The organism is Enterobacter sp. E14S, assembly GCF_055666685.1.
Genome location: NZ_JBVODQ010000013.1, coordinates 1 through 26,546, shown reverse-complemented (window position 1 = coordinate 26,546; position 26,546 = coordinate 1). Strand labels below are relative to the sequence as shown.

The 26,546-nt window shown below is 56.8% G+C and carries 20 protein-coding genes, 1 pseudogene and 1 riboswitch; of the genes and pseudogenes, 11 read left to right on the top strand and 10 right to left on the bottom strand.

Annotation, left to right across the window (positions count from 1 at the left end):
• Positions 1-117 precede the first annotated feature (117 nt).
• Positions 118-330, top strand: a complete 213-nt coding sequence (rpmE, locus tag ACZ6J2_RS19840) for a 50S ribosomal protein L31 (protein WP_003862040.1) — start codon at positions 118-120, stop codon at positions 328-330.
• Positions 331-377: 47 nt separating this feature from the next.
• Here the strand turns inward: rpmE and metJ are convergent, their stop codons facing one another.
• Entirely contained in the window at positions 378-695 is a 318-nt protein-coding gene (gene metJ / locus ACZ6J2_RS19835) for a met regulon transcriptional regulator MetJ (RefSeq protein WP_007369220.1), read from the bottom strand.
• Between the two features lie 276 nt (positions 696-971).
• On the opposite strand from metJ, the gene metB reads away from it, so the two are divergent.
• The gene (gene metB / locus ACZ6J2_RS19830; RefSeq protein ID WP_033146933.1) at positions 972-2,132 is read left to right on the top strand and encodes a cystathionine gamma-synthase; all 1,161 of its coding nucleotides are present in this window, start codon (positions 972-974) and stop codon (positions 2,130-2,132) included.
• A gap of 2 nt (positions 2,133-2,134) precedes the next feature.
• The gene (locus tag ACZ6J2_RS19825; RefSeq protein WP_032662744.1) at positions 2,135-4,567 is read left to right on the top strand and encodes a bifunctional aspartate kinase/homoserine dehydrogenase II; all 2,433 of its coding nucleotides are present in this window, start codon (positions 2,135-2,137) and stop codon (positions 4,565-4,567) included.
• A gap of 55 nt (positions 4,568-4,622) precedes the next feature.
• On the opposite strand, the gene argH is transcribed toward ACZ6J2_RS19825, so the two are convergent.
• The 3 genes from argH to argC all read right to left on the bottom strand — a co-directional run bounded on the left by argH (position 4,623) and on the right by argC (position 7,858).
• Positions 4,623-5,996 carry an argininosuccinate lyase gene (argH, locus tag ACZ6J2_RS19820; RefSeq protein WP_471726497.1) on the bottom strand — a complete coding sequence of 458 codons (1,374 nt, stop codon included), beginning with the start codon at positions 5,994-5,996 and terminating at the stop codon, positions 4,623-4,625.
• A gap of 74 nt (positions 5,997-6,070) precedes the next feature.
• Positions 6,071-6,847: an acetylglutamate kinase gene (gene argB, locus ACZ6J2_RS19815; protein ID WP_090420882.1), complete on the bottom strand. Its 777-nt coding sequence runs from the start codon at positions 6,845-6,847 to the stop codon at positions 6,071-6,073.
• Between the two features lie 6 nt (positions 6,848-6,853).
• Entirely contained in the window at positions 6,854-7,858 is a 1,005-nt protein-coding gene (argC, locus tag ACZ6J2_RS19810) for an N-acetyl-gamma-glutamyl-phosphate reductase (protein ID WP_471726496.1), read from the bottom strand.
• Positions 7,859-7,946: 88 nt separating this feature from the next.
• Between argC and argE the strand changes: the two genes are divergently transcribed.
• The 3 genes from argE to katG all read left to right on the top strand — a co-directional run bounded on the left by argE (position 7,947) and on the right by katG (position 12,584).
• Positions 7,947-9,098, top strand: a complete 1,152-nt coding sequence (gene argE / locus ACZ6J2_RS19805; protein WP_008501790.1) for an acetylornithine deacetylase — start codon at positions 7,947-7,949, stop codon at positions 9,096-9,098.
• A 270-nt stretch (positions 9,099-9,368) separates the two neighbouring features.
• Positions 9,369-10,256 carry a methylenetetrahydrofolate reductase gene (metF, locus tag ACZ6J2_RS19800; RefSeq protein ID WP_064673068.1) on the top strand — a complete coding sequence of 296 codons (888 nt, stop codon included), beginning with the start codon at positions 9,369-9,371 and terminating at the stop codon, positions 10,254-10,256.
• Positions 10,257-10,403: 147 nt separating this feature from the next.
• The gene (katG, locus tag ACZ6J2_RS19795) at positions 10,404-12,584 is read left to right on the top strand and encodes a catalase/peroxidase HPI (protein WP_029739190.1); all 2,181 of its coding nucleotides are present in this window, start codon (positions 10,404-10,406) and stop codon (positions 12,582-12,584) included.
• Between the two features lie 83 nt (positions 12,585-12,667).
• Here the strand turns inward: katG and gldA are convergent, their stop codons facing one another.
• The 4 genes from gldA to ppc form a co-directional block, all read right to left on the bottom strand.
• Positions 12,668-13,771, bottom strand: a complete 1,104-nt coding sequence (gene gldA / locus ACZ6J2_RS19790) for a bifunctional L-1,2-propanediol dehydrogenase/glycerol dehydrogenase (RefSeq protein WP_196367619.1) — start codon at positions 13,769-13,771, stop codon at positions 12,668-12,670.
• A 12-nt stretch (positions 13,772-13,783) separates the two neighbouring features.
• Positions 13,784-14,446 (bottom strand): fructose-6-phosphate aldolase, encoded by a 663-nt coding sequence (gene fsa / locus ACZ6J2_RS19785; RefSeq protein WP_196367618.1) that lies wholly within the window; start codon positions 14,444-14,446, stop codon positions 13,784-13,786.
• A gap of 128 nt (positions 14,447-14,574) precedes the next feature.
• On the bottom strand, positions 14,575-15,339 hold the full coding sequence (locus tag ACZ6J2_RS19780; RefSeq protein ID WP_471726495.1) for a helix-turn-helix transcriptional regulator: 765 nt from the start codon (positions 15,337-15,339) through the stop codon (positions 14,575-14,577).
• A 94-nt stretch (positions 15,340-15,433) separates the two neighbouring features.
• Complete coding sequence (ppc, locus tag ACZ6J2_RS19775; protein ID WP_471726494.1) at positions 15,434-18,085, bottom strand: phosphoenolpyruvate carboxylase; 2,652 nt, start codon at positions 18,083-18,085, stop codon at positions 15,434-15,436.
• Positions 18,086-18,574: 489 nt separating this feature from the next.
• Between ppc and oxyR the strand changes: the two are divergent.
• Positions 18,575-19,491: pseudogene (oxyR, locus tag ACZ6J2_RS19770) on the top strand (DNA-binding transcriptional regulator OxyR).
• Here the strand turns inward: oxyR and sthA are convergent.
• Entirely contained in the window at positions 19,474-20,874 is a 1,401-nt protein-coding gene (gene sthA / locus ACZ6J2_RS19765; protein WP_039265649.1) for a Si-specific NAD(P)(+) transhydrogenase, read from the bottom strand. The pseudogene oxyR and the gene sthA overlap by 18 nt on opposite strands.
• A gap of 196 nt (positions 20,875-21,070) precedes the next feature.
• On the opposite strand from sthA, the gene fabR reads away from it, so the two are divergent.
• A complete protein-coding gene (gene fabR, locus ACZ6J2_RS19760) occupies positions 21,071-21,709 on the top strand; it encodes an HTH-type transcriptional repressor FabR (protein WP_008501784.1) in 639 nt (212 codons plus the stop codon).
• A gap of 9 nt (positions 21,710-21,718) precedes the next feature.
• Positions 21,719-22,078, top strand: a complete 360-nt coding sequence (locus tag ACZ6J2_RS19755) for a YijD family membrane protein (RefSeq protein ID WP_008501783.1) — start codon at positions 21,719-21,721, stop codon at positions 22,076-22,078.
• 79 nt (positions 22,079-22,157) lie between these two features.
• Here the strand turns inward: ACZ6J2_RS19755 and trmA are convergent, their stop codons facing one another.
• Positions 22,158-23,258 (bottom strand): tRNA (uridine(54)-C5)-methyltransferase TrmA, encoded by a 1,101-nt coding sequence (trmA, locus tag ACZ6J2_RS19750; RefSeq protein ID WP_047059188.1) that lies wholly within the window; start codon positions 23,256-23,258, stop codon positions 22,158-22,160.
• A gap of 104 nt (positions 23,259-23,362) precedes the next feature.
• Positions 23,363-23,538: riboswitch (cobalamin riboswitch) on the top strand.
• 66 nt (positions 23,539-23,604) lie between these two features.
• Here trmA and btuB point away from each other — a divergent pair.
• Entirely contained in the window at positions 23,605-25,452 is a 1,848-nt protein-coding gene (btuB, locus tag ACZ6J2_RS19745; RefSeq protein ID WP_047059189.1) for a TonB-dependent vitamin B12 receptor BtuB, read from the top strand.
• Positions 25,397-26,248: a glutamate racemase gene (murI, locus tag ACZ6J2_RS19740; RefSeq protein ID WP_023309660.1), complete on the top strand. Its 852-nt coding sequence runs from the start codon at positions 25,397-25,399 to the stop codon at positions 26,246-26,248. Before btuB ends, murI begins: the two co-directional genes overlap by 56 nt.
• The last annotated feature ends 298 nt before the right edge of the window (positions 26,249-26,546 follow it).

Sequence of the window (26,546 nt, the reverse complement as noted above, 5' to 3'; positions counted from 1 at the left end):
AATTCTGTATGATTCGCCGCCTTTGGTGTACTTTACGCCAAAGAACTTACAATCAACATCGCGTGGTGTCTGGCGTTAGGGCTGGAAGAGCGACGCGGCCTTAACTGAGGTTCTCCCATGAAAAAAGATATTCACCCGAAATACGAAATGATTACTGCAAACTGTTCTTGCGGTAACTCTATCCAGATCCGCTCTACCGTGGGTCACGATCTGAACCTGGACGTGTGCGGCAAATGCCACCCGTTCTACACTGGTAAGCAGCGTGACGTTGCAACCGGTGGCCGTGTTGACCGCTTCAACAAGCGTTTCAGCATCCCGGGCGCTAAATAAGTTTCCCGAAAAAAGGCACCGCAAGGTGCCTTTTTTGTATCCGCTTCTCAGTATTCCCACGTATCCGGGTCAATACCCAGTTCACGCATGATCACCTTCGCCTCTTCCGGGATTTCATCACTACGCTCTTTGCGCAGATCTTCATCGTTCGGCAACGGTTGACCGGTAAACGCATGCAGAAACGCTTCGCACAGCAGTTCGCTGTTGGTCGCGTGGCGCAGGTTGTTCACCTGACGACGCGTACGTTCATCGGTGAGGATCTTCAACACCTTCAGAGGAATGGAAACCGTAATTTTCTTTACTTGCTCACTCTTCTTACCGTGCTCAGCGTATGGGCTGATATATTCGCCGCTCCATTCAGCCATGAGATACCTTTAATCCTCTCAGTCATTTATTTAAAGGTGCAAAACCTGTAACCACCCGTTTTGAACCGCAATCTTGTCTAGTTTACCGTAGAGACGATACCGTGGCACGGATATTGCCGCTGCAGCGTGCACTAAAGCATATAATTTTAACGGCTATTTGCGCATTGCTCAATCTATACGCAAAGAAGTTTAGATGTCCAGATGTATTGACGTCCATACTTTCAATGTTTACTCTGGTGCCTGACTTTTCACCTCATTCGCCAGGAAGCCCTCACCATGACGCGTAAACAGGCCACTATTGCAGTGCGTAGCGGATTAAATGATGACGAGCAGTACGGCTGCGTTGTCCCGCCGATTCATCTTTCCAGTACCTATAACTTCACCGGATTTAATGAACCCCGCGCGCATGATTATTCGCGTCGTGGCAACCCTACGCGTGACGTGACCCAGCGCGCGCTGGCCGAGCTGGAAGGTGGCGCAGGTGCAGTATTAACCAATACGGGGATGTCCGCCATTCACCTGGTGACCACGGTGTTCCTGAAACCAGGTGACCTGCTGGTTGCACCGCACGACTGCTACGGCGGCAGCTATCGCCTGTTTGACAGCCTGGCGAAACGCGGCTGCTATCGCGTCCTGTTTGTCGATCAAAACGATGAACAGGCGCTGAAACAGGCCCTGGCAGAGAAACCGAAGCTGGTTCTGGTGGAAAGCCCAAGCAATCCATTGTTGCGCGTTGTCGATATTGCGAAAATTTGTCAGCTCGCAAGGGATGCGGGAGCGATAAGTGTAGTGGATAATACGTTCCTCAGTCCGGCCCTTCAGAACCCACTCGCACTGGGTGCCGATCTGGTATTGCATTCATGCACTAAATATCTGAACGGCCATTCTGATGTGGTGGCGGGCGTGGTGATTGCCAAAGATCCCGACGTTGTCACCGAACTGGCATGGTGGGCCAATAATATTGGCGTCACCGCGGGGGCCTTCGACAGCTATCTGCTGTTGCGCGGCATCCGCACGCTGTCGCCGCGCATGGACGTGGCGCAGCGCAATGCTCAGGCGATTGTCGATTTCCTGAAAACCCAGCCGCTGGTGAAAAAGCTTTATCACCCGTCGCTGCCGGAAAATCAGGGGCACGAGATTGCCGCGCGTCAGCAGAAAGGGTTTGGCGCGATGTTAAGTTTTGAACTGGACGGTGACGAGCAAACGCTGCGTCGCTTCCTGAGCGGGCTGTCATTGTTTACGCTGGCGGAATCCTTAGGTGGGGTTGAAAGCTTGATCTCCCACGCCGCGACCATGACGCACGCAGGTATGGCACCGGAAGCTCGTGCCGCCGCCGGAATTTCTGAGACGCTGCTGCGTATCTCAACCGGCATTGAAGATTCTGAAGATTTAATTGCCGATCTGGAAAATGCCTTCCGGATCGCAGCCAAGGGGTAATCATGAGTGTGATAGCGCAGGCAGGGGCGAAGGGTCGTCAACTGCACAAGTTTGGTGGTAGTAGTCTTGCTGATGTGAAATGTTACCTGCGCGTTGCAGGCATCATGACGGAATATTCACAGCCGGGTGACATGATGGTTGTCTCGGCGGCGGGCAGCACCACCAACCAGTTGATTAGCTGGCTGAAACTGAGCCAGACCGATCGCCTTTCTGCGCATCAGGTGCAACAGTCCTTACGCCGTTACCAGAGCGAGCTGATTGCCGGCCTGCTGCCTGCGGACGTGGCGGACGGGCTGATCAGCGCCTTTACGCATGACCTTGAGCGTCTGGCTGCCCTGCTGGACAGCGGAATTACCGACGCGGTGTATGCCGAAGTGGTGGGCCACGGTGAAGTGTGGTCCGCGCGCCTGATGGCCGCCGTGCTGCAACACCTGGGCGTGGAAGCGGCCTGGCTCGACGCGCGTGATTTCCTGCGCGCCGAACGCGCCGCGCAGCCGCAGGTGGATGAAGGGTTGTCCTACCCGCTGCTGCAACAGCTGCTGGTGCAGCACCCGGGCAAACGTATTGTCGTCACCGGCTTTATCAGCCGCAGCAACGCGGGCGAAACCGTGCTGCTGGGCCGTAACGGTTCGGACTACTCGGCAACGCAGATTGGTGCCCTGGCGGGCGTGTCCCGCGTCACCATCTGGAGCGACGTGGCCGGTGTGTACAGCGCGGACCCGCGTAAAGTGAAAGATGCCTGCCTGCTGCCGCTGCTGCGTCTCGACGAAGCCAGCGAGCTGGCGCGTCTGGCCGCGCCGGTACTGCACGCGCGCACGCTGCAGCCGGTTTCCGGCAGCGATATCGACCTCCAGCTGCGCTGCAGTTACACCCCGGATCAAGGCTCCACGCGCATTGAGCGCGTGCTGGCGTCCGGTACCGGGGCGCGTATTGTCACCAGCCACGACGACATCTGCCTGATTGAGTTCCAGGTGCCTGCGGGCCAGGACTTCAAGCTGGCGCATAAAGATATCGACACGATCCTGAAACGCGCCCAGGTGCGTCCGCTGGCCGTTGGCGTGCATAACGATCGCCAGCTGCTGCAGTTCTGCTATACCGCTGAAGTGGCGGACAGCGCGCTGAAAATTCTGGATGAAGCGGGCCTGCCTGGCGAGCTTCGCCTGCGTCAGGGGCTGGCGCTGGTGGCGATGGTGGGCGCGGGCGTCACCCGTAACCCGCTGCACTGCCACCGCTTCTGGCAGCAGCTGAAAGGCCAGCCGGTGGAATTCACCTGGCAGTCGGAGGAGGGCATCAGCCTGGTCGCCGTCCTGCGCAAAGGGCCAACCGAGAGCCTGATTCAGGGTCTGCACACCTCCCTGTTCCGCGCGGAAAAGCGCATCGGCCTGGTGCTGTTCGGGAAAGGCAACATCGGTTCCCGCTGGCTGGAACTGTTTGCCCGCGAACAGGTGACGCTCTCGGCGCGTACCGGATTCGAATTCATTCTCGCGGGCGTGGTGGACAGCCGCCGCAGCCTGCTGAACTACGAAGGGCTGGATGCCAGCCGCGCGCTTGCCTTCTTTAATGATGAAGCCGTAGAGCAGGATGAAGAGTCGCTGTTCCTCTGGATGCGCGCACACCCGTATGACGATCTGGTGGTGCTGGACGTTACCGCCAGCGAACAGCTTGCGGATCAGTACCTTGATTTCGCCAGCCACGGTTTCCACGTCATCAGTGCGAACAAGCTGGCGGGGGCGAGCAGCACTGATAAATACCGCCAGATCCACGACGCGTTTGAAAAAACGGGGCGCCACTGGCTTTATAACGCCACCGTTGGGGCTGGCCTGCCGGTTAACCACACCGTGCGTGACCTGATTGAAAGCGGCGACAGCATTCTGGCGCTGAGCGGTATCTTCTCCGGCACGCTCTCCTGGCTGTTTCTGCAGTTTGACGGCACCGTACCCTTCACCGACCTGGTGGATCAGGCGTGGCAGCAGGGCTTAACCGAGCCCGATCCGCGCGTTGACCTTTCCGGCAAAGACGTGATGCGTAAGCTGGTGATCCTGGCGCGTGAGGCCGGTTACGACATCGAACCGGATGCCGTACGCGTCGAATCGCTGGTGCCTGCCGGCTGTGAAGAAGGTTCTGTGGATCATTTCTTTGAAAATGGTGAAGAGCTTAACGAGCAGATGGTACAGCGTCTGGAGGCGGCGAACGAGATGGGGCTGGTGCTGCGCTACGTGGCGCGTTTCGAGGCCAACGGAAAAGCGCGAGTCGGCGTCGAGGCGGTGCGTCCTGAACATCCGCTGGCGGCGCTGCTGCCGTGCGATAACGTCTTCGCCATCGAAAGCCGCTGGTATCGCGATAACCCGCTGGTGATCCGCGGTCCGGGCGCGGGGCGCGATGTCACCGCTGGAGCCATTCAGTCCGACATCAACCGTCTGGCTAAGCTGCTGTAACTCCTCACCCTGGCCCTCTCCCCGCACGGTGGGAGAGGGTACCTGTCAGGTCAGATTAAACCAACCGGTTTTTCGCATCCGCGATCGCCTGCGCCACCTGCTTCGGCGACACGCCGCCTTTCGCGGCACGTTTATCCAGGCAAGACTGCAGCGCAAGGATCGGATACACATCATCCCCGATAACCGCGCTGAACTTCTGCAGGTCGGCCAGCGCCAGATTTTCCAGTGGTTTACCCTGACGAATGGCTTCCACCACCGCTTCACCCACAATGTGGTGCGCTTCACGGAACGGTACGCCTTTCGCCACCAGATAATCCGCCAGTTCGGTAGAGTTCGCATAGCCCTGCTGAGCCGCTTCCTGGCAGCGCGGACGTTTCACCTGAATGCCGTCCAGCACCAGCGCGCCCATATGCAGACAGTCCAGCCAGGTGTCGAGCGCGTCGAACAGCCCTTCTTTGTCTTCCTGCATGTCTTTGTTATACGCCAGCGGCAGCCCTTTCAGGGTCATCATCATGCCGGTCAGCGCGCCCTGCACGCGGCCACACTTGCCGCGGATCAGCTCCAGCGCGTCCGGGTTTTTCTTCTGTGGCATCAGGGAGGAGCCTGAGGTCACGCGGTCGGACAGCTCAACAAAGCCCGCTTCGCCAGAGTTAAAGAAGATCAGGTCTTCGGCAAAGCGCGACAGGTGCACCATTCCGATAGACGCATTGGATAGCAACTCCAGCACGTGGTCGCGGTCGGACACGCTGTCCAGGCTGTTACGGGTGGCGGAGGCAAAGCCCAGCCAGCCTGCCAGCTGCTCACGGTCGATTTCATACGCCGTACCGGCCAGCGCGCCGCTGCCCAGCGGGCTGACGTCCAGACGTTTCAGGGTATCCTGCAGACGGCTTTCGTCACGCGCCAGCATCTCGACGTAGGCCAGACACCAGTGTGCGAAGGTCACCGGCTGGGCGCGCTGCAGGTGGGTATAACCCGGCATCACCGCGTCCTGGTTGTTCTGCGCGGTCTCCACCAGCGCGCTCTGCAGCTGACGGTTAGCCGCCAGCAGATCGCCAACGGTATCTTTGCACCACAGCTTCAGATCGGTGGCGACCTGGTCGTTACGACTGCGGCCGGTATGCAGCTTTTTACCCAGCTGGCCGACTTTGTCGATAAGTTTGCCTTCCACCCAGCTGTGAATATCTTCAGCATCGCTTTCGAGGATCTGCTGCGGGTTAAGACGCACCTCTTCCAGCAGATTGTTCAGCGCTTCTTCCAGCTGTAATTGTTCGTCTGCGGTCAGTACGCCCACCGTCACCAGCGCTTTGGACCAGGCCACAGAGCCGACAATATCCTGTTCGGCCAGGCGGTAGTCGAAGCGCAAAGAGTCGTTGAACTGTTTGAACCGCTGATCCGCTGCCTGTGTAAAACGCCCACCCCAAAGTGCCATAACATGATTCCTTTATTCGTTAGTTCTGCCGGGTGGCGCTTCGCTTACCCGGCCTACGGTCATTCAATAAAAACTTACGCTAAAATACGCGTGCCAATCGGCGTGCCGTTAAACAGCGCCGGCAGTTGTTCCGCGTGACGCCAGGAGGCGATATCCACCGGACGGCCCAGCGTGCGTGCGGCATCCAGCGCGGCGTTCACTTTGACGATCATGCCGTCGGTAATAATGCCCTGGGCAATCAGCTGCTCGGCTTTCTCAGCCGTCATTTCCGCAATGCGCTGGCCTTTGCCGTCCAGAATGCCGCTCACGTCGGAGAGCAGGATCAGATCCGCGCCCAGCGTTGCCGCCAGTGCCGTCGCCGCCTGGTCAGCGTTGACGTTCATCAGCTCGCCCTCTTCGGTCACGCCGATAGAGCTCACCACCGGCAGGAACCCCCCTTCCAGCAGCGTGTTAATCAGCTTAGGCGAACCTGGCTGCGCCAGTCCAACGTGGCCGAGCTCTTCGTCGAGCTGGGTCACTTTTACGCTGTCGCCATCGCCCAGATAGAGGCCGACGGATGCGATGTGGTGTTTCTTCGCCCACGCCAGCAGCGTTTTGTTCGCCGTACCCGCCAGCGCACCGGTAATGATGTCAATCTGGTCAGCAGGCGTCACGCGCAGGCCGTTCTTCTTTTTCACCGGCAGGTTGAGCCCTTTCATCAGTTCATCCACCACGCAACCGCCGCCGTGGACAATCACCAGCGGACGCTGGTGTGATTCGCGATAGTTCACCAGCGCGGTAAACAGACGCTCCAGCGCTTCTTCGCTGTCCAGCAGCACACCACCGAGTTTGATAATTAATGGGTTCATCATCACACCTTAAATAAGAGCCTGCGTTTCCGGGAAACCGAAACGAATATTTGCACACTGCATTGCCTGTGCGGCAGCGCCTTTGAGTAAGTTATCTTCCGCGGCAACAACGATGAGATGCTCGCCCTGCACGGCAAAGCCGATGTCGCAGAACGGCAGACCAACCACGTTTTTCAGCGCCGGCACGCCTTTATCGTAAAGTCGCACCAGCGGTTTATCCGCATACGCCTGGGTGAAGGCCTCGATCACCTGCTCTTTGGTCACGCCGGGTTTCAGGCGGCAGGTAATGGTTTCGAGGATCCCGCGCGGGAAGCTGCCCAGGTGCGGGGTGAAAATAACGTCCGCGCCCAGATGCGTCGTGATTTCAGGGTGATGACGGTGATTAAACACGCCATACGGCTGAAGACTCACTTCGCAGAAGCTATTGGAAATAGCGGCCTTGCGTCCTGCACCGCTCACGCCGCTGGTGGCGTTGATCACCGGCCACTGGCTCAGATCCAGCAGACCTGCGTCGATCAGCGGCTTCAGGGAAAGCTGCGCCGCCGTCGGGTAGCAGCCCGGAACGGCAATGAGGTCCGCTTCTTTCAGTTTATCTGCGCTCCACTCCGCCAGGCCGTACACCGCTTTTTCAAGCAGATCCGGATGCTGATGGGTGAAACCGTAATATTTTTCATAAAACGCGCCGTCGTTCACGCGGAACGCGCCGGAAAGGTCGAAGACCACGCAGCCGGCCGCCAGGAACTGCGGCGCCAGGTCGTGGCTGACCTCGTGCGCGGTGGCTAAAAACACCACGTCGACGCCGTCGGTAAACTCGCTGATGTCAGACATGGGCTGCAGCGGCAGATCGACAATGCCCTTAAGCTGCGGATGCAAATCGGAAATTAACTTTCCTGCATCATTGCTTTGCGCTGACACGGTCAAAGCGGTTATGGTCATATGTGGATGGCGATTCACGTAGCTTACAAGCTCTGCGCCCGCATAACCGCTAGCGCCTACAATCAGCGTATTCAACATCGGGTTCCTTTATGCTCAACGTTAGTGTATTTTTATTCACATTTATTGCATGAATATTGATACTATCACGACCTAAGGTGTGTCAACAATGAAAATGAACTTACCGCCATTTATCGAGATCTACCGCGCCCTGATTGCCACACCGTCCATCAGCGCAACGGAAGAAGCGCTGGATCAGAGCAATGAGTCTTTAATCAATCTGCTGGCGGGTTGGTTTAGCGATCTTGGGTTTAACGTTGAGGTTCAGCCCGTCCCCGGAACCCGCCACAAATTTAACCTGCTCGCCAGCACCGGAACCGGTGCGGGCGGCCTGCTGCTGGCCGGTCATACCGATACGGTGCCGTTTGACGATGGCCGCTGGACGCGCGATCCGTTCACCCTGACCGAGCACGACAACAAGCTCTATGGTCTGGGCACCGCCGACATGAAAGGCTTCTTCGCCTTTATCCTCGACGCGCTGCGTGACGTGGACGTGACGAAGCTGAAAAAACCGCTCTACATTCTGGCGACCGCCGATGAAGAAACCAGCATGGCGGGCGCGCGCTACTTCTCTGAAAATACGTCGATTCGCCCGGACTGCGCGATCATTGGCGAGCCGACGTCTCTGCAGCCGATCCGCGCGCACAAAGGCCATATTTCTACCGCCGTGCGCGTGCTGGGCCAGTCCGGCCACTCCAGCGATCCGGCGCGCGGGGTGAACGCCATCGAACTGATGCATGACGCCATCGGCCGAATCATGACCCTGCGCGACGATCTGAAAGAGCGCTACCACTATGAGGCGTTCACCGTGCCGTATCCGACCCTGAACCTCGGCAGCCTGCACGGCGGCGATGCCTCGAACCGCATCTGCGCCTGCTGCGAACTGCATATGGACATCCGCCCGCTGCCGGGCATGACCCTGAGCGATCTCGACGGCCTGCTGAATGAAGCTCTGGCTCCGGTGAGCGAGCGCTGGCCGGGCCGCCTGACGGTCTCCGAACTGCATCCGCCGATCCCGGGTTACGAATGCCCGCCGGACCATCAGCTGGTTGAGGTGGTGGAAAAGCTGCTCGGTGAGAAAACCGACGTGGTGAACTACTGCACCGAAGCGCCGTTTATTCAGACGCTTTGCCCTACGCTGGTCCTGGGCCCCGGCTCCATCAACCAGGCGCACCAGCCGGATGAATATCTGGAAACCCGCTTCATCAAGCCAACCCGCGAACTGATTACCCAGGTTGTGCATCACTTCTGCTGGCATTAAAACCGCACCGTACATCCCATAGGGGAGAGGACTGCGCGATGCGGTTTTTTCCCCTTTACCCAAAGGGGTGTACGGTCCCGGGGAGGCGATGCCTCACTCCCTACCACTCATCATGAACTTTCTTCATCTTTCCTGAGCAAACCTCACCGTTATTGTTGATTATTTATGTTGACGTCCCTTCGCTTTTCCGTCATTTTTACATCTGGACGTCTAAACGTATAGAAGTTCACAACTCAACAAAAAACGACATGCGATTGATAGAGGTAAGGTATGAGCTTTTTTCACGCCAACCAGCGGGAAGCACTGAATCAGAGCCTGGCCGAAGTAAACGGCCAGATTAACGTCTCTTTTGAATTTTTCCCGCCGCGCACCAGTGAAATGGAGCAAACCCTGTGGAGCTCTATCGATCGTCTCAGCAGCCTGAAACCGAAGTTTGTCTCCGTGACTTACGGTGCGAACTCCGGCGAGCGTGACCGTACGCACAGCATCATTAAAGGCATTAAAGATCGTACCGGTCTGGAAGCGGCTCCGCACCTCACCTGTATCGACGCCACCCGCGACGAGCTGCGGGCTATCGCCCAGGATTACTGGAATAACGGCATTCGTCATATCGTCGCTCTGCGCGGTGACCTGCCGCCGGGCAGCGGTAAGCCGGACATGTATGCCGCCGATCTGGTCGCGCTGCTGAAAGAGGTGGCTGACTTTGATATCTCCGTTGCCGCTTATCCTGAGGTGCATCCGGAAGCGAAAAGTGCCCAGGCCGATCTGCTGAACCTTAAGCGTAAAGTGGACGCCGGCGCGAACCGCGCCATTACCCAGTTCTTCTTTGATGTGGAAAGCTACCTGCGTTTCCGTGACCGCTGCGTCTCCGCGGGCATCGACGTTGAAATTATCCCGGGTATTCTGCCGGTTTCTAACTTCAAACAGGCGAAGAAATTCGCTGATATGACCAATGTTCGCATTCCGCTGTGGATGTCCAAAATGTACGAAGGGCTGGACGACGACCCGGAAACCCGCAAGCTGGTGGGGGCCAATATCGCGATGGACATGGTGAAAATTTTAAGCCGTGAAGGGGTGAAAGATTTCCACTTCTATACGCTGAACCGCGCGGAGATGAGCTACGCCATTTGCCATACGCTGGGTGTTCGTCCGGCGTAATAAGCACAAAGCCCTCGTATTACGAGGGCTTTTTAGTTATGCGAATAGTTAAAAGGTATTAGCTATCGAATCTGTGGATTAATTCAACTATAACTTATTGCTAGTGGTGTATATCGTAACGGTAACACTGTCAAAGGGAGCATAGCGATGAGCACGTCAGACGAGACCAATAAAGCGGCATCGGTCGGCAAATGCCCGTTCCACCAGGGCGGCGTCGATCACAGCGCGGGAGCAGGTACAGGCAGCCGCGACTGGTGGCCAAAACAACTCCGCATCGATCTTCTTAACCAACATTCCAATCGTTCTAACCCGCTGGGTGAAGACTTCGACTACCGCAAAGAATTCAGCAAACTTGATTACTCCGCCCTTAAAGGCGACCTCAAAGCCCTTTTAACCGACTCTCAACCGTGGTGGCCTGCCGACTGGGGCAGCTATGCGGGCCTGTTTATCCGTATGGCCTGGCACGGCGCGGGTACCTATCGCTCCGTTGACGGGCGCGGTGGCGCAGGCCGCGGTCAACAGCGCTTTGCGCCGCTGAACTCCTGGCCGGATAACGTTAGCCTGGATAAGGCGCGCCGTCTGCTGTGGCCAATCAAGCAAAAATACGGACAAAAAATTTCCTGGGCCGACCTGTTTATCCTCGCGGGTAACGTGGCGCTGGAGAACTCCGGCTTCCGTACGTTTGGTTTCGGTGCCGGGCGTGAAGACGTCTGGGAACCAGACCTGGACGTGAACTGGGGTGATGAAAAAGCCTGGCTAACCCACCGTGACCCGGAGGCGCTGGCGAAGCGACCGCTGGCCGCCACCGAAATGGGCCTGATTTATGTGAACCCGGAAGGGCCAAACGCCAGCGGTGAACCTCTGTCTGCTGCGGCGGCCATTCGTGCCACCTTCGGCAACATGGGGATGAACGACGAAGAGACCGTTGCGCTGATCGCGGGCGGCCACACCCTCGGCAAAACCCACGGCGCGGGTGAAGCCACGCACGTCGGCACCGACCCGGAAGCTTCGCCGATTGAAGCGCAGGGCCTGGGCTGGGCCAGCACGCACGGCACGGGAATAGGCGCAGATGCCATTACCTCCGGTCTGGAAGTTATCTGGTCGCAAACCCCGACCCAGTGGAGCAACTACTTCTTCGAGAACCTGTTCAAATACGAATGGGTGCAGACCCGCAGCCCGGCGGGTGCGATTCAGTTTGAAGCCGTGGATGCGCCGGAAATCATGCCTGACCCGTTCGACCCGTCGAAAAAACGCAAACCTACCATGCTGGTCACCGACCTGACGCTGCGTTTTGATCCGGAATTCGAGAAAATTTCCCGCCGCTTCCTGAACGATCCGCAGGCCTTCAACGAAGCCTTCGCGCGCGCGTGGTACAAGCTGACCCACCGCGATATGGGGCCAAAATCGCGTTACCTTGGCCCGGAAGTGCCGAAAGAAGATCTGATCTGGCAGGACCCGCTGCCGCAGGCGGTGTTCAATCCGTCGAAAGAAGACATTGAAAGCCTGAAGGCGGAAATCGCTGCCTCTGGCCTCTCCGTGAGCGAACTGGTTTCCGTTGCCTGGGCGTCAGCGTCGACCTTCCGCGGCGGCGACAAGCGCGGCGGCGCCAACGGCGCGCGTCTGGCGCTGGCCCCTCAGCGCGACTGGGATGTGAACGCCGCAGCGGTTCGCGCGTTGCCGGCTCTGGAAGCTATCCAGCGCACCACCAACAAAGCCTCTCTGGCCGATATCATCGTGCTGGCGGGTGTGGTGGGCGTTGAGCAGGCGGCGAAAGCGGCAGGCGTTTACGTCAACGTTCCGTTCACGCCGGGCCGCGTCGATGCGCGTCAGGATCAGACGGATATCGAGATGTTTAACCTGCTCGAACCGATTGCCGACGGCTTCCGCAACTACCGTGCGCAGGTGGATGTGTCCACCACTGAGTCACTGCTGATCGACAAAGCCCAGCAGCTGACGCTGACCGCGCCTGAGCTGACGGTGCTGATCGGTGGCCTGCGCGTGCTGGGCGCAAACTTTGATGGCAGCAAGAATGGCGTGTTCACCGACCGCGAGGGCGTGCTGAGCAACGATTTCTTCGTGAACCTACTGGACATGAACACCCAGTGGAAGGCGACCGACGAATCTAATGAACTGTTTGCCGGAAGCGATCGCGCCAGCGGTGAAGTGAAATACACCGCCACCCGCGCCGATCTGGTCTTCGGTTCTAACGCCGTCCTGCGCGCGCTGGCAGAGGTTTATGCCAGTGATGATGCGCATGAGAAGTTTGTTCGCGACTTCGTTGCCGCATGGGCGAAGGTGATGGATCTGGACCGGTTTGACCTGCAGTAATCGTTGTGCCGGGTGGCGCTGACGCTTACCCGGCTTACGGACAAAAAAATCCCCGCTGATGCGGGGATTTTTATTCACGCTATTTACTCCCACTCCTGCAGGAACCGCTGCCCATACTGGTCGGCCACCAACAGTGCCGCATATACCTGATCCGGCGTTACGCCGCCGGGCATGTTGTGGATCGTTTCCCCTTCGGCACAGGAGGCTTCCGCGATCAGACGCATTTTGGCCGGAATATCCTCTTTGATGTTCAGCTGCGCCAGGGTGATAGGCAGCCCAACGCTGTGACAAAGCGCGGCGACGGTCTCTATTTCTTCTACCGGCGCGTTTTCCAGTACCAGCTGCGTCAGCGTACCAAACGCCACTTTTTCGCCGTGATAGAAGTGGTGCGCGTCCGGTACCGCCGTCATTCCGTTATGAATAGCGTGTGCTGCCGCCAGCCCGCCGCTTTCAAAGCCTATGCCGCTGAGATAGGTATTGGCTTCGATAATGCGTTCCAGCGCCGGTGTAACCACATGCTGTTCTGCCGCCAGCATCGCTTTTTCACCCTCTTGAACCAGCGTGTTGTAGCACAGCTCGGCCAGCGCGAGTGCTGCCTGCGTACATTTGCCGCCCGCCATGGTGGTCGCGCCGCTGCGCGAGCAGGCGCGTGCTTCAAACCACGTCGCCAGCGCATCGCCAATCCCCGCGGCCAGCAGGCGTGCTGGCGCGCCCGCTACCACTTTGGTATCGACGATAACCATGTTCGGGTTGTGCGGCAGCATCAGGTAGCGATCGAACTCACCGCTGTCAGTGTAAATGACGGAAAGGGCGCTGCACGGCGCATCGGTGGAGGCAATTGTCGGGGCAATAGCGACCGGCACATCCATAAAATGGGCCAGCGCTTTGGCGGTATCGAGCGTTTTACCGCCGCCGATACCCAACACCGCCAGACAGTCGGCGCTGTCGGCCAGTTTTTTCAGTCGGTCGATTTCATTTTGTGAACATTCGCCGCCAAACGGCGCGATTTCGGCATGCAGTTCGGCTTTTTTAAAACTCTGACGCAGGGTCTCTTCGGCAAAACCCAGCACAAATTTATCGCCGACAACCAGCCAGCGATTGGCCAGGGGTTTCAGATAGTCGCCGAGACGGGTAAGCACATCAGCGCCCTGGATATATTTTCCCGGCGATTGAATGATACGGTCCATAACAGTTCTCCCTTAGAGGTTGAGGTTACCAAACGCGTTTTTCCAGTCCTGCTCGAACTTCTCTATGGCTGACTCTACCGCTGGCGTGCCGAGCATTTGTTGCGCTACGTCTAAGGGAAGCGTGATTGCTTCGCATCCCGCCAGCAGGCAGTCCAGCGCCTGCCGCGGCGTTTTGAAGCTGGCGGCCAGCACTTTGCTTTCCGGCGCGTGTATTTCCAGCAGGGATTGCAGCTCCTGGACCATGCGAATGCCGTCACCGCCCTGAGCGTCAACGCGGTTTACATACGGCGCGACATATTTCGCGCCTGCCAGCGCGGCGAGCAGGCCCTGTGCCGCGCCGTAAACGGCGGTTCCCAGCGTGGTTATCCCCTCTTTTTTCAATGCCTTAATCGCGATGAGCCCCTGAGCCGTCACCGGGATTTTCACCACGATGTCAGGGACGGCGTTACTCAGGCGTTTGGCCTCCGCCACCATGCCTTCGGCATCGCGGCTCATGGTTTGAGCAAACAGCGTGCCTTCCGGTCCGATGGCTTTTTGCAGACGCGGCAGCACGTTCCAGATGGATTCACGGCTGGCGGCAACGATGCTCGGGTTGGTGGTAACGCCCGCAATGGGGAAAACACGCGCCAGGCGTTCAACTTCCGCCACGTTGGCGGTATCCAGGTACAGTTCCATTATTTTTCCTTAAGTCAGAAAGGTTGAATAAAGGATAAGACGCGGGCAGGCAGAGCGGATACAGGCCAATTTTGCCAAATACTGGACAAATGTAATGTCCTTAGCGAAGTGCGAGAGCGATCACAATGCTATTTTTTGGCGATCAGCTCGCTGTGATACTGGCGACGATATTCGGAAGGGGAACGCTCGGTGTGCTTGCGAAAGAGACGGCAGAAGTAATTGCTGTCTGTAAACCCGCAGCTTGCGGCGATATCTTTGATTTTAAGATCGTAGCCTTTCAGCAGCTGGCGCGCGTGTTCGAGTCGCGTTTGGGTCAGGTATTCGTTGAACCCCACGTTGCCAATCTTCTGAAAGAGGTGGGAAAGGTAGTTCGGCGAGACGTAGAACGCCTGCGCGACGGATTCACGGGTTAACGCCGAAGCATGATGTTCTTCAATGAAGCGGCGAATGGCCTCAAACAGGGCGCGGCTGCGGCTGGCGGTGTGGATATCGCTGCCAAGCAGATCCCGGCAGTGGCTGAGCAGGCTTAATACCACCAGTATCGCGGTCTCTTGCTCATCCGGCTGCATCTGTAATTCGGTTAGCGTCTGCAGAAGAAAAGCACCCGTTCGCGGACCGCGGCGGGCAACCTGGAGCTGCTGCACAAGCGTATTGTCATGCTGTAACTCGATAGTCAGCAGCTGCTTACCGAAATGTATGCTCAGGGCGTCAGGCGATGGCTGCGTTAAGTGTCCAAAGGATGAAAATATCGCCTCACAGAGGGTATCAAGGGTAATGACGAGGCAGGGAGATGTTCGGGTGTATTGTTCAGACAGCGCTGAGAAATGAATCTGACCCAGCGGTAGCGTGCGGTTCACCAGGTCTGCCAAAATTTGGGTGATATCGAAATGCATGAGAAGACTACCGAAATGTGCCGGGTGGCGCTAACGCTTACCCGGCCTATCAATCATAGGTCCGGGCAAGCGCGGCGCCGCCAGGCATAGCGTATTAGCCGGTGTTACGCATACCCGCAGCAACACCCGCAATCGTCACCATCAGCGCCTGTTCAACGCGCGGATCCGGCTCTTTACCTTCTTCTTCCGCCAGACGCGAACGGTGCAGCAGCTCTGCCTGCAGGACGTTCAGCGGGTCGGTGTAGATGTTACGCAGCTGAATAGACTCGGCAATCCACGGCAGGTCCGCCATCAGATGTGAGTCGTTGGCGATGTCCAGCACCACTTTGATGTCGCCTTCCAGCAGTTCGCGTAGCTCTTTACCCAGCGCCCACAGCTCTGGTTTCACCAGACGCTGGTCGTAGTATTCCGCCAGCCACAGGTCGGCTTTCGAGAAGACCATCTCCAGCATGCCCAGACGGGTAGAGAAGAACGGCCAGTCGCGGCACATGGTTTCCAGTTCGTTCTGTTTACCGTCTTCCACCACTTTTTGCAGCGCGGCACCGGCACCCAGCCAGGCGGGCAGCATCAAACGGTTCTGTGTCCAGGCGAAGATCCACGGGATCGCGCGCAGAGACTCTACGCCACCGGTCGGGCGACGCTTCGCAGGACGTGAGCCCAGCGGCAGTTTACCCAGCTCCTGCTCAGGCGTGGCCGAGCGGAAGTAAGGGACGAAATCTTTGTTTTCACGCACGTAGCCGCGGTACAGATCGCAGGAGATATCAGACAGCTCGTCCATGATATGGCACCAGGATGCTTTCGGCTCCGGCGGCGGCAGCAGGTTTGCTTCCAGGATAGCGCTGGTGTAGAGCGACAGGCTGCTGATGGTCACTTCCGGCAGACCGTACTTGAAGCGGATCATCTCGCCCTGCTCTGTGACGCGCAGGCCGCCTTTCAGGCTTCCCGGCGGCTGCGACAGCAGCGCTGCGTGTGCAGGCGCGCCGCCACGGCCAATCGAGCCACCGCGTCCGTGGAACAGGGTCAGTTCAATACCGGCTTTCTCGCAGGTTTTGATCAGTGCGTCCTGCGCCTGATACTGCGCCCAGGATGCCGCCATCACGCCCGCGTCTTTCGCGGAGTCAGAATAGCCAATCATCACCATCTGTTTGCCCTGAATAAAGCCGCGGTACCAGTCGATATTCAGCAGCTGGGTCATGACGTCGTTGGCGTTGTTCAGGTCGTCGAGGGTCTCAAACAGCGGGGCGACCGGCAGAGCGTAGTCGATTCCCGCTTCTTTCAGCAGAAGGTGAACGCCCAGCACGTCTGACGGGGTCTTCGCCATGGAGATCACATAGGCGGCCACCGATCCTTTCGGCGCGTCCACGATCGCTTTACAGGTGTTGAGTACTTCGCGGGTTTCGTTGCTTGGCTCCCAGTTGCGCGGCAGCAGAGGGCGCTTCGAGTTCAGCTCGCGGATCAGGAAGGCCTGTTTGTCGGCTTCGGACCAGCTTTCATAGTCGCCGATGCCGAGATAGCGGGTCAGCTCGCCCAGCGCTTCGGTATGACGGGTACTTTCCTGACGTACGTCGATACGCACCAGCGGCACGCCGAAACACTTCACGCGGCGCAGGGTGTCGAGCAGTTCGCCGTTAGCGATGATGCCCATCCCGCAGGCCTGCAGTGATTTATAACAGGCATACAGCGGCTCCCAGAGCTGTTCGTTCTGGCTGAGCAGACCTTCTGGTTTTGGCAGGCGCTGACCTTTCAGACGCGCTTCCAGCCAGGTCTGAGTGGCCATCAGCTGACCACGCAGTTTCTTCATCAGGAAACGGTACGGCTCGCTGGCACCTTCTTCTCCGGCCAGCGCGCGCAGTTCCGGCGTCGCTTCAACCATCGAAAGCTCGGAGATCAGCACCTGAATATCTTTCAGGAACAGGTCGGTCGCTTTCCAGCGGCTCAGCAGCAGGACGTGACGGGTAATTTCTGCGGTCACGTTCGGGTTGCCGTCGCGGTCGCCACCCATCCAGGAGGTGAAGCGGACCGGAACGAAGTCGACCGGCAGGCGGTAGCCGAGGTTCTCTTCCAGCTGTTCGTTCAGCTCGCGCAGGTAGTTAGGCACCCCTTCCCACAGACTGTTTTCCACTACCGCAAAGCCCCATTTGGCTTCGTCGACCGGGCTTGGGCGATGCTTACGAATTTCATCGGTGTGCCAGGACTGGGCAATCAGCTGGCGCAGACGGCGCATCAGCTGGTTACGTTCGTAGTCGGCAATGTCTTTGTTATCCAACTGCTTCAGACAGTTGTTCACTTCCACCATTTTGTGGATCAGGGTGCGACGGGTAATTTCAGTGGGGTGTGCGGTCAGCACCAGCTCCAGCGAAAGTGACTCCACCGCTTTTTTAATGGTGGCTTCGCTGAGGTCTGGCTGGTCTTTCAGTTTACGCAGGGTGCGGGCAATGACTTCCGGGTTGCTTGCCGCTTCGCCGTTTGGCGAAATGCTGTGGTATTGCTCAGCGGTGTTAGCCAGGTTCAGAAACTGGCTGAATGCGCGTGCAACGGGCAGCAGCTCATCGTTAGAGAGGTTCTGCAAGGTGGTGAGCAGCTCCTGACGACTGGCCTCGTTACCGGCACGGGAAGATTTAGACAGCTTGCGGATGGTTTCAACGCGGTCAAGGATGTTCTCCCCCAACGCGTCTTTGATGGTATCTCCAAGCACTTTGCCGAGCATACTGACATTACTACGCAACGCGGAATATTGTTCGTTCATAAAAACCCAGTCACCCCATCATTTTTGTTTATGCCCAGGCGAAAATTTTCTGGACATTATTTTGTCATCTCCCCTTATAAAGCCACGTAAAACCCCCGTCGTCAATTGCTGCGAAAACGGTTCAGCAAACGAATAAATGCGGGCAATTTACGAAATTTAATTCGCATTGCGCCAGATAAGAGATGCTTATGAAAATGTCACGGGGAAAAGGGGTAAACACGAAAAATGGCAGCTTCGGTTGCCATTTTGCTTTTATCTGCGGGTTTTTTTACGCAAAAAAAAAGCGGACCACGGGGTCCGCAAAAGTTCACGTTGGCTTTAGTTGTTCGAGTTTTGAGAGAAACTCGCTGACGGTGCGGGGACGTCAAGGGTCAAACACGCGCCGCCTCGTCTATGTGGTGTATTATTCAACAGAATGCTTGATAGGGATAATCGTTCGTTGCTATGCTATCTATCGCCATGAACTATCGTGGCGACGGAGGATGAATAATGAATATTCGTGATCTTGAATACCTGGTAGCGTTAGCCGAGCATCGTCACTTTCGCCGCGCGGCAGATTCCTGCCACGTCAGCCAGCCCACGCTGAGCGGTCAGATCCGCAAGCTGGAAGACGAGCTGGGCGTGATGCTGCTGGAGCGCACCAGTCGTAAGGTTCTGTTCACACAGGCAGGTCTGCTGCTGGTGGATCAGGCGCGCACCGTGCTGCGCGAGGTCAAAGTGCTCAAGGAAATGGCAAGCCAGCAGGGGGAGGCGATGTCCGGCCCGCTGCATATTGGCCTGATCCCAACCGTTGGCCCGTACCTGTTGCCGCACATCATTCCGATGCTGCACCAGACGTTCCCGAAACTCGAAATGTACCTGCATGAAGCGCAAACCCATCAGTGCTGGCGCAGTTAGACAGCGGCAAGCTCGACTGCGCCATTCTGGCGCTGGTGAAAGAGAGTGAAGCCTTTATTGAAGTGCCGCTGTTCGATGAGCCGATGATGCTGGCGATCTATGAAGATCACCCGTGGGCGAACCGCGATCGCGTGCCGATGGCCGATCTGGCCGGTGAAAAGCTGCTGATGCTGGAAGATGGCCACTGCCTGCGCGATCAGGCGATGGGCTTTTGCTTTGAAGCGGGTGCGGATGAAGATACCCATTTCCGCGCAACCAGCCTGGAAACGCTGCGTAATATGGTCGCGGCGGGAAGCGGTATTACGCTGCTGCCTGCGCTGGCCGTGCCGCGCGAGCGTAAACGTGATGGCGTGGTTTATCTGCCGTGCATTAAGCCGGAGCCGCGTCGCACTATCGGCCTGGTGTATCGTCCGGGTTCACCGCTGCGCAGCCGCTATGAGCAGCTGGCAGAGGCCATCCGTGGTTCGATGGATGGCCATTTCGACAGCGCGTTAAAACAGGCGGTTTAAGCCGTTCAGCGCGGCTACCCGATAGGCTTCCGCCATGGTCGGGTAGTTAAAGGTGGTGTTAACGAAGTACTCAATGGTGTTACCACCGCCTTTCTGCTCCATTATCGCCTGGCCGATATGAATGATTTCCGCCGCGCGTTCACCAAAGCAGTGAATGCCGAGGATCTCTTTCGTTTCGCGATGGAACAGGATCTTCAGCGTTCCCACGCTCATCCCCACGATTTGCGCCCGCGCCAGATGTTTAAACTGCGCGCGACCCACCTCGTAAGGCACCTTCATTGACGTCAGCTGCTGCTCGGTTTTGCCGACTGAACTGATTTCCGGGATGGTATAGATACCCGTCGGAATATCTTCGATCAGGTGCGCCGTCGCTTCGCCTTTTACCAGCGCCTGTGCGGCAATGCGTCCCTGGTCGTAAGCGGCTGAGGCCAGGCTTGGGTAGCCAATCACGTCGCCGACCGCGTAAACGTGCGGCAGGGCGGTCTGATACATGCTGTTGACCTTCAGCTGACCGCGGCTGTCGGTCTCAAGCCCGATATTTTCCAGCTTCAGAGAATCAGTGTTGCCGGTACGGCCGTTGGCGTACAGCAGGCAGTCCGCTTTCAGCTTCTTGCCGGACTTCAGGTGCATGATCACCCCGTCGTCACAGCCCTCAATCTTCTCGTACTCTTCGTTGTGGCGAATCACCACGCCGCTGTTCCAGAAGTGGTAGGAAAGGGAGTCCGACATCTCCTGATCGAGGAACGCCAGCAGGCGGTCACGGGTGTTGATCAGGTCAACTTTGACGTCCATTCCGCGGAAGATCGACGCATATTCGCAACCAATGACCCCTGCGCCATAGATAATGACGTGGCGGGGTTCATGGTGCAGGCTCAGAATCGAGTCGCTGTCGTAGACGCGCGGATGCGAGAAGTCCACGTCGGCCGGATGGTACGGGCGTGAACCGCAGGCAATCACAAATTTTTCAGCCGTGATGGTTTCAACCGACCCGTCGTGGCATTCGAGTGCCAGGGTGTGTTCATCCACAAAATGCGCGTTGCCCTGCAAAATTTCACAGTGGTTACGCTCATAAAATCCCTGACGCATGCGTGTCTGCTGGTTAATAACGGTATCCGCGTGATTCAGGATGTCAGCAAAGGATGAACGAAGAAGTCGGGAGTGGTCGCTGTAAAGAGGGTTCTGGTTAAATTCGATAATGCGGCTAACGGCGTGGCGGAGGGCTTTCGAAGGGATGGTGCCCCAGTGGGTGCAACCGCCGCCGACATTATGGTAGCGCTCGATGACCGCTACTCTGGCTCCCTGTTTCACCAGACCCATAGCAGCACCTTCGCCGCCGGGGCCGGAACCAATAACTATTGCGTCGTAATCGTAGGAATGTGGCATGGTAAGGCTTACCTGTTCTTATACATAAAAGCAACAGAATCATAACATCATTGCCAGAGTAACCCAATTATCGTTGTGCTTTTTTCGGGCAGTGGAGCACAAACCGCACGTAAACAATCATTCACAAAGCCTGGCAAACAGATTAATTTTATTCTCTGGTATAGTGCCATCAGGCCTTTGGAAGGATTCAACTATCGTGATGGGCGTAAGAGCACAACAAAAAGAGAAAACCCGGCGTTCGCTGGTGGAAGCCGCATTCAGTCAACTGAGTGCTGAGCGGAGTTTTGCCAGTTTGAGCCTGCGCGAAGTCGCACGCGAGGCCGGGATTGCGCCAACGTCCTTCTATCGTCACTTCCGTGATGTGGATGAACTGGGCCTGACCATGGTCGACGAGAGCGGTCTGATGCTGCGCCAGCTGATGCGCCAGGCGCGTCAGCGTATCGCCAAAGGGGGCAGCGTGATCCGCACCTCCGTATCGACCTTTATGGAATTTATCGGCAATAACCCCAACGCGTTTCGTCTGCTTCTGCGCGAGCGTTCGGGCACATCGGCGGCGTTTCGTGCCGCCGTCGCGCGTGAAATTCAGCACTTCATCGCGGAACTTGCCGACTATCTTGAACTCGAAAACCATATGCCGCGTGCGTTTACTGAAGCACAGGCCGAGGCGATGGTGACGATTGTTTTCAGCGCGGGTGCCGAAGCGCTGGATGTCAGCATTGAACAACGCAAGCAGCTCGAAGAGCGGCTGGTATTGCAGCTCAGGATGATCTCCAAAGGCGCGTACTACTGGTATCGCCGTGAACAAGAGAAACTGGCACATCAAACCGAAGAGTGAAGGTGAGTAATGAAACAGTCAGGTCAGGATAAAGGGACGCTGTTGCTGGCATTGATCGCTGGCTTATCCATTAATGGTACGTTTGCCGCTATTTTTAGCTCAATCGTTCCATTTTCGATTTTCCCGCTTATTGCGCTGGTGCTGACGGTTTACTGCCTGCATCAACGTTACCTGAACCGCACCATGCCGGTGGGGTTACCGGGGCTGGCCGCTGCCTGCTTTATTCTGGGCGTATTGCTGTATAGCACCGTGGTTCGCGCGGAGTATCCGGATATCGGCTCTAACTTCTTCCCTGCGGTACTGTCTGTGGCGCTGGTGTTCTGGATTGGCTCGCGCATGCGTAGCCGTAAAAGCCAGTTACCAGAGTAATGAATTATTTGTAGGGCAGGTAAGCGAAGCGCCACCTGCCAAAAACGCCGGATGGCGCTACGCTTATCCGGCCTACAGATCACCGTGCGGTAAGTAAAACGCCACACTCCATATGGTGCGTATACGGGAACTGATCGAACAGCGCCAGACGTTCAACCTTGTGCGTCTGGCCTAATGTTTCGAGGTTCTTGCACAGCGTCTCCGGATTACAGGAGATGTACAAAATACGCGGGTACGCCTGCACCATCTTCTCGGTTTCGCTGTCCAGGCCACTGCGCGGCGGGTCGACAAAAATTGTCTCACACTGGTAGCTCTTGAGATCGATCCCTTCCAGGCGGTTAAACTGGCGTACGCCGTTCATGGCCTGCGTGAACTCTTCTGCGGCCATACGAACGATCTGCACGTTATCGATATGGTTAGCGGCAATGTTGTACTGGGCGGCAGCCACCGACGGCTTGGCGATTTCCGTTGCCAGAACGCGATCGAAGTTACGCGCCAGCGCCAGCGAGAAGTTGCCGTTACCGCAGTAGAGCTCAAGCAGATCGCCCGTTGACCCTTCCGTCGCCTTCAGCGCCCACTCGAGCATCTGCACGTTCATCGCAGCGTTCGGCTGTGTAAAGCTATTCTCGACCTGACGATACACCATCTCTTTACCTGCCACCGGCAGGCGCTCGTCGATGTAGTCCTGATCCAGCATGATTTTGGTTTTTGTCGCGCGGCCAATCAGGTGAACGTTGATGTTCTGCGCGCGCAGCGCATCGCGCAGCGCTTCTGCCTGCTCGCGCCACTCGTCATTGAGCGCTTTGTGGTACAGCAGGGAGACAATCGCCTGATTGCTTTGCGTGGTCAGGTAGTCAATCTGGAACAGCTTGTTACGCAGTACAGGATTGTTGCGCACGCCGTCCATTATCAGCGTCATCAACTGGTTAATGAGCTCGCTCGCCGCCGGAAAGCTGTCCACGCGAATACGGGATTTCGTCTGCTGATCGAAAATGATGTGGTACAGGTCGTCACCGTCGTGCCAGATGCGGAACTCGGCGCGCATGCGGTAATGGCTGACGGGAGAGCGGAACACCTCGGGAACGGGCGCGTTGAAAGGCGTCATCATACTTTGCAGGCGGACGACTTTCTCTGCCAGCTGCGCGTCGTACTGTTCTGTCGGGAGGTGTTCTGGGGTCATGATGCGTCCTGAGTGATAAAGAATTACGCGGGGATTGTAGGCATTGTTCAGGGGATGTCCAGATTTAATGGGCAATAGCTGTCTGGACATCCATACGTGTCTAATTGTAGCATTCTGTTTCCGGTCTCCTGAGAGTGAAAAGGGAATCCAGTGTAAATCTGGAGCTGACGCGCAGCGGTAAAGTCTGGCGGGATGAGCGTTGTAGACACTGTGAAAATGGGAAGTCTTCATCCTTATATAGCCACCTAGCCCGAAGACCTGCCGGGATCACGTCGCATTTGGTTTCATCATCGCGTGCTATCGATGAGGCCTGCGGCATCCTTCTTATATTGTGGATGCTTTAACAATGATTAAAAAAGTATCGCTGTTGACGGCGTTGTCCGTCACGGCATTTTCGGGCTGGGCGCAGGATAGCGCTGACTCGTTGGTGGTGACGGCAAATCGTTTTGAACAACCTGAAAAAACTATTCTGGCTGCAACCTCCGTTGTTACGCGTGCCGATATTGACCGTTGGCAATCAACCTCAGTCCTGGATGTTATGCGTCGCCTGCCCGGCGTGGATACGGCGCAAAATGGCGGGATGGGGCAACTCTCTTCTCTCTTTATACGTGGCACCAACTCCAGCCACGTCCTGATCCTTGTTGATGGGATCCGCCTTAACCAGGCGGGCGTTACGGGGTCGTCCGATCTCAGCCAGTTCCCGATCTCCCTGGTGCAGCGTATCGAATATGTTCGTGGACCGCGTTCGGCGGTATACGGCTCGGACGCGATCGGCGGAGTCGTAAACATTATTACCACTCGCGCGAAGGACGGTACCACGCTGAATGCAGGTGTAGGGTCGCATGGTTACCAGAATTATGGCGGCAGTACTCAGCAAACATTGGGCGACAGCACGCGCGTCACGCTTGCGGGTGATTACACCTATACCAAAGGGTTTGATGTGGTTGCGGATGGCAACAATGGTGGCCTTGCCCAGACCGATCGCGACGGCTTTATGAATAAAACGCTCTATGGTGCAGTGGATCACGCATTCTCGGAGCAGTGGAGCGGATTTGTTCGCGGCTTTGGCTACAGCAACCGTACTGCCTACGACGGTTACTACAGTTCATTTACCCCTGACGTACTGGTCGATACCCGCCAGCTCTATAGTCAGACCTGGGATGCAGGATTGCGCTTCAACGATGACATCTTCCATTCACAGCTGCTCACCAGTTATAGCCACAGCAAGGACTATAACTACGACCCAAATTTAGGCCGCTATGATTCGACAGCCACCCTGGATGAAATCAAACAGTACAACGTCCAGTGGCTGAACTCCGTTGACGTTGGCCATGGGAACATTGGCGCGGGCGTTGACTGGCAGAAGCAGAGCACCGAGCCGGGTACAAACTACGTGACCAACGGCTACGACCTGCGTAACACCGGCGTTTACCTGACCGGGTTGCAGCAGTTTGGTGACTTCACTCTGGAAGGAGCGGTTCGCAGCGATGACAACTCTCAGTTCGGTCGCCATGGCACCTGGCAAAGTAGTGCAGCCTGGGAGTTCGTGGAGGGTTACCGCTTCGTTGCTTCTTATGGTACGGCCTATAAAGCACCGAATCTGGGTCAACTCTATGGTTTCTATGGCAATGACCATCTTGATCCCGAAGAGAGCAAGCAGTGGGAAGGTGCGTTTGAAGGCCTGACGGCCGGCGTGAGCTGGCGCGTCTCCGGCTACCGTAATGACGTCGATAATCTCATCGACTTCGATAATAACCTTCAGCAATATTACAACGTCGGTAAAGCGCGCATTAAAGGTGTGGAAGCGACAGCATCGTTTGATACGGGTCCGTTGACGCATACCGTAGGCTACGACTATGTGGATGCCCGCAATGCCGCAACCAACGAACTTCTGGACCGTCGTGCTAAGCAGCAGGTGAAATATCAGCTCGACACGCAGATCTATGATTTCGACTGGAGCCTGACTTATCACTATCTCGGTACGCGTTACGACACTGACTTTGGTGCTTATCCGTCTGAGAAAGTAAAAATGGGCGGTGTCAGCCTGTGGGATGTCGCAGTTTCGTATCCTGTCACCTCACATCTCACAGTTCGTGGTAAAATAGCCAACCTGTTCGATAAAGATTACGAGACAGTTTATGGCTACCAAACTGCAGGACGGGAATACACCTTGTCTGGCAGCTACACCTTCTAATCCGCGTCCCACCGTGCTGGTGTTTGATTCCGGCGTCGGTGGGCTTTCGGTCTATGATGAGATTCGGCATCTCCTGCCGGATCTCCATTACATCTACGCCTTCGATAACGTCGCTTTCCCGTATGGGGAAAAGAGCGAAGATTTTATTGTTGAGCGTGTGGTTGAAATCGTCACCGCGGTACAAAAGCGCTATCCCCTTGCGCTGGCCGTCATCGCCTGTAATACGGCGAGCACCGTTTCTCTTCCCGCCCTGCGTGAAAAATTCCAGTTCCCGGTTGTGGGCGTTGTTCCTGCGATAAAGCCTGCCGCGCGCCTGACGGCGAACGGTATTGTGGGTTTGCTGGCAACGCGAGGCACGGTAAAGCGTCCTTATACCCGCGAGCTGATCGACCGTTTTGCCAACGAATGCCAGATTGCGATGCTGGGTTCGGCTGAGCTGGTGGAGATGGCTGAAGCGAAGCTGCATGGAAAAGCGGTATCACTCGACGAGCTGCGTCGTATTCTTCGTCCGTGGCTGCGGATGCCCGAACCTCCGGATACCGTTGTGCTGGGCTGCACCCATTTCCCGCTATTACAGGAAGAGCTATTAGAGGTGTTGCCGGAGGGGACGCGCCTGGTGGATTCCGGCGCGGCTATCGCCCGTCGTACGGCCTGGCTGCTGGAGCATGAAGCGCCGGATGCGAAATCTACCGATGCGAATATCGCGTTTTGTATGGCCATCACGAAAGAGACTGAGCAACTTTTACCCGTTTTACGCCGTTATGGCTTTGAAACGCTCGAAAAACTGGCGCTGTAGCACGGTTTTGAGCAAAAAAGAGACGGTTGAAAGTTTTTTTTAAAAGAGGGGTTGTCAACGTCTGAGAACTCCCTATAATGCGCCTCCACTGACACGGAACAACGGCTTACAGGCCGCCGGGTTAGCGGGGTTCAGAGATGAACGCCGGCAGAGAAAAGCAAAAATAATCGCTTGACTCTGAATGAGGAAAACGTAATATACGGGACCTCGCAACGGTGAGCGAAAGCCGCGTTGCACTGCTCTTTAACAATTTATCAGACAATCTGTGTGGGCACTCAAAGTGACATGGATTCTTAAC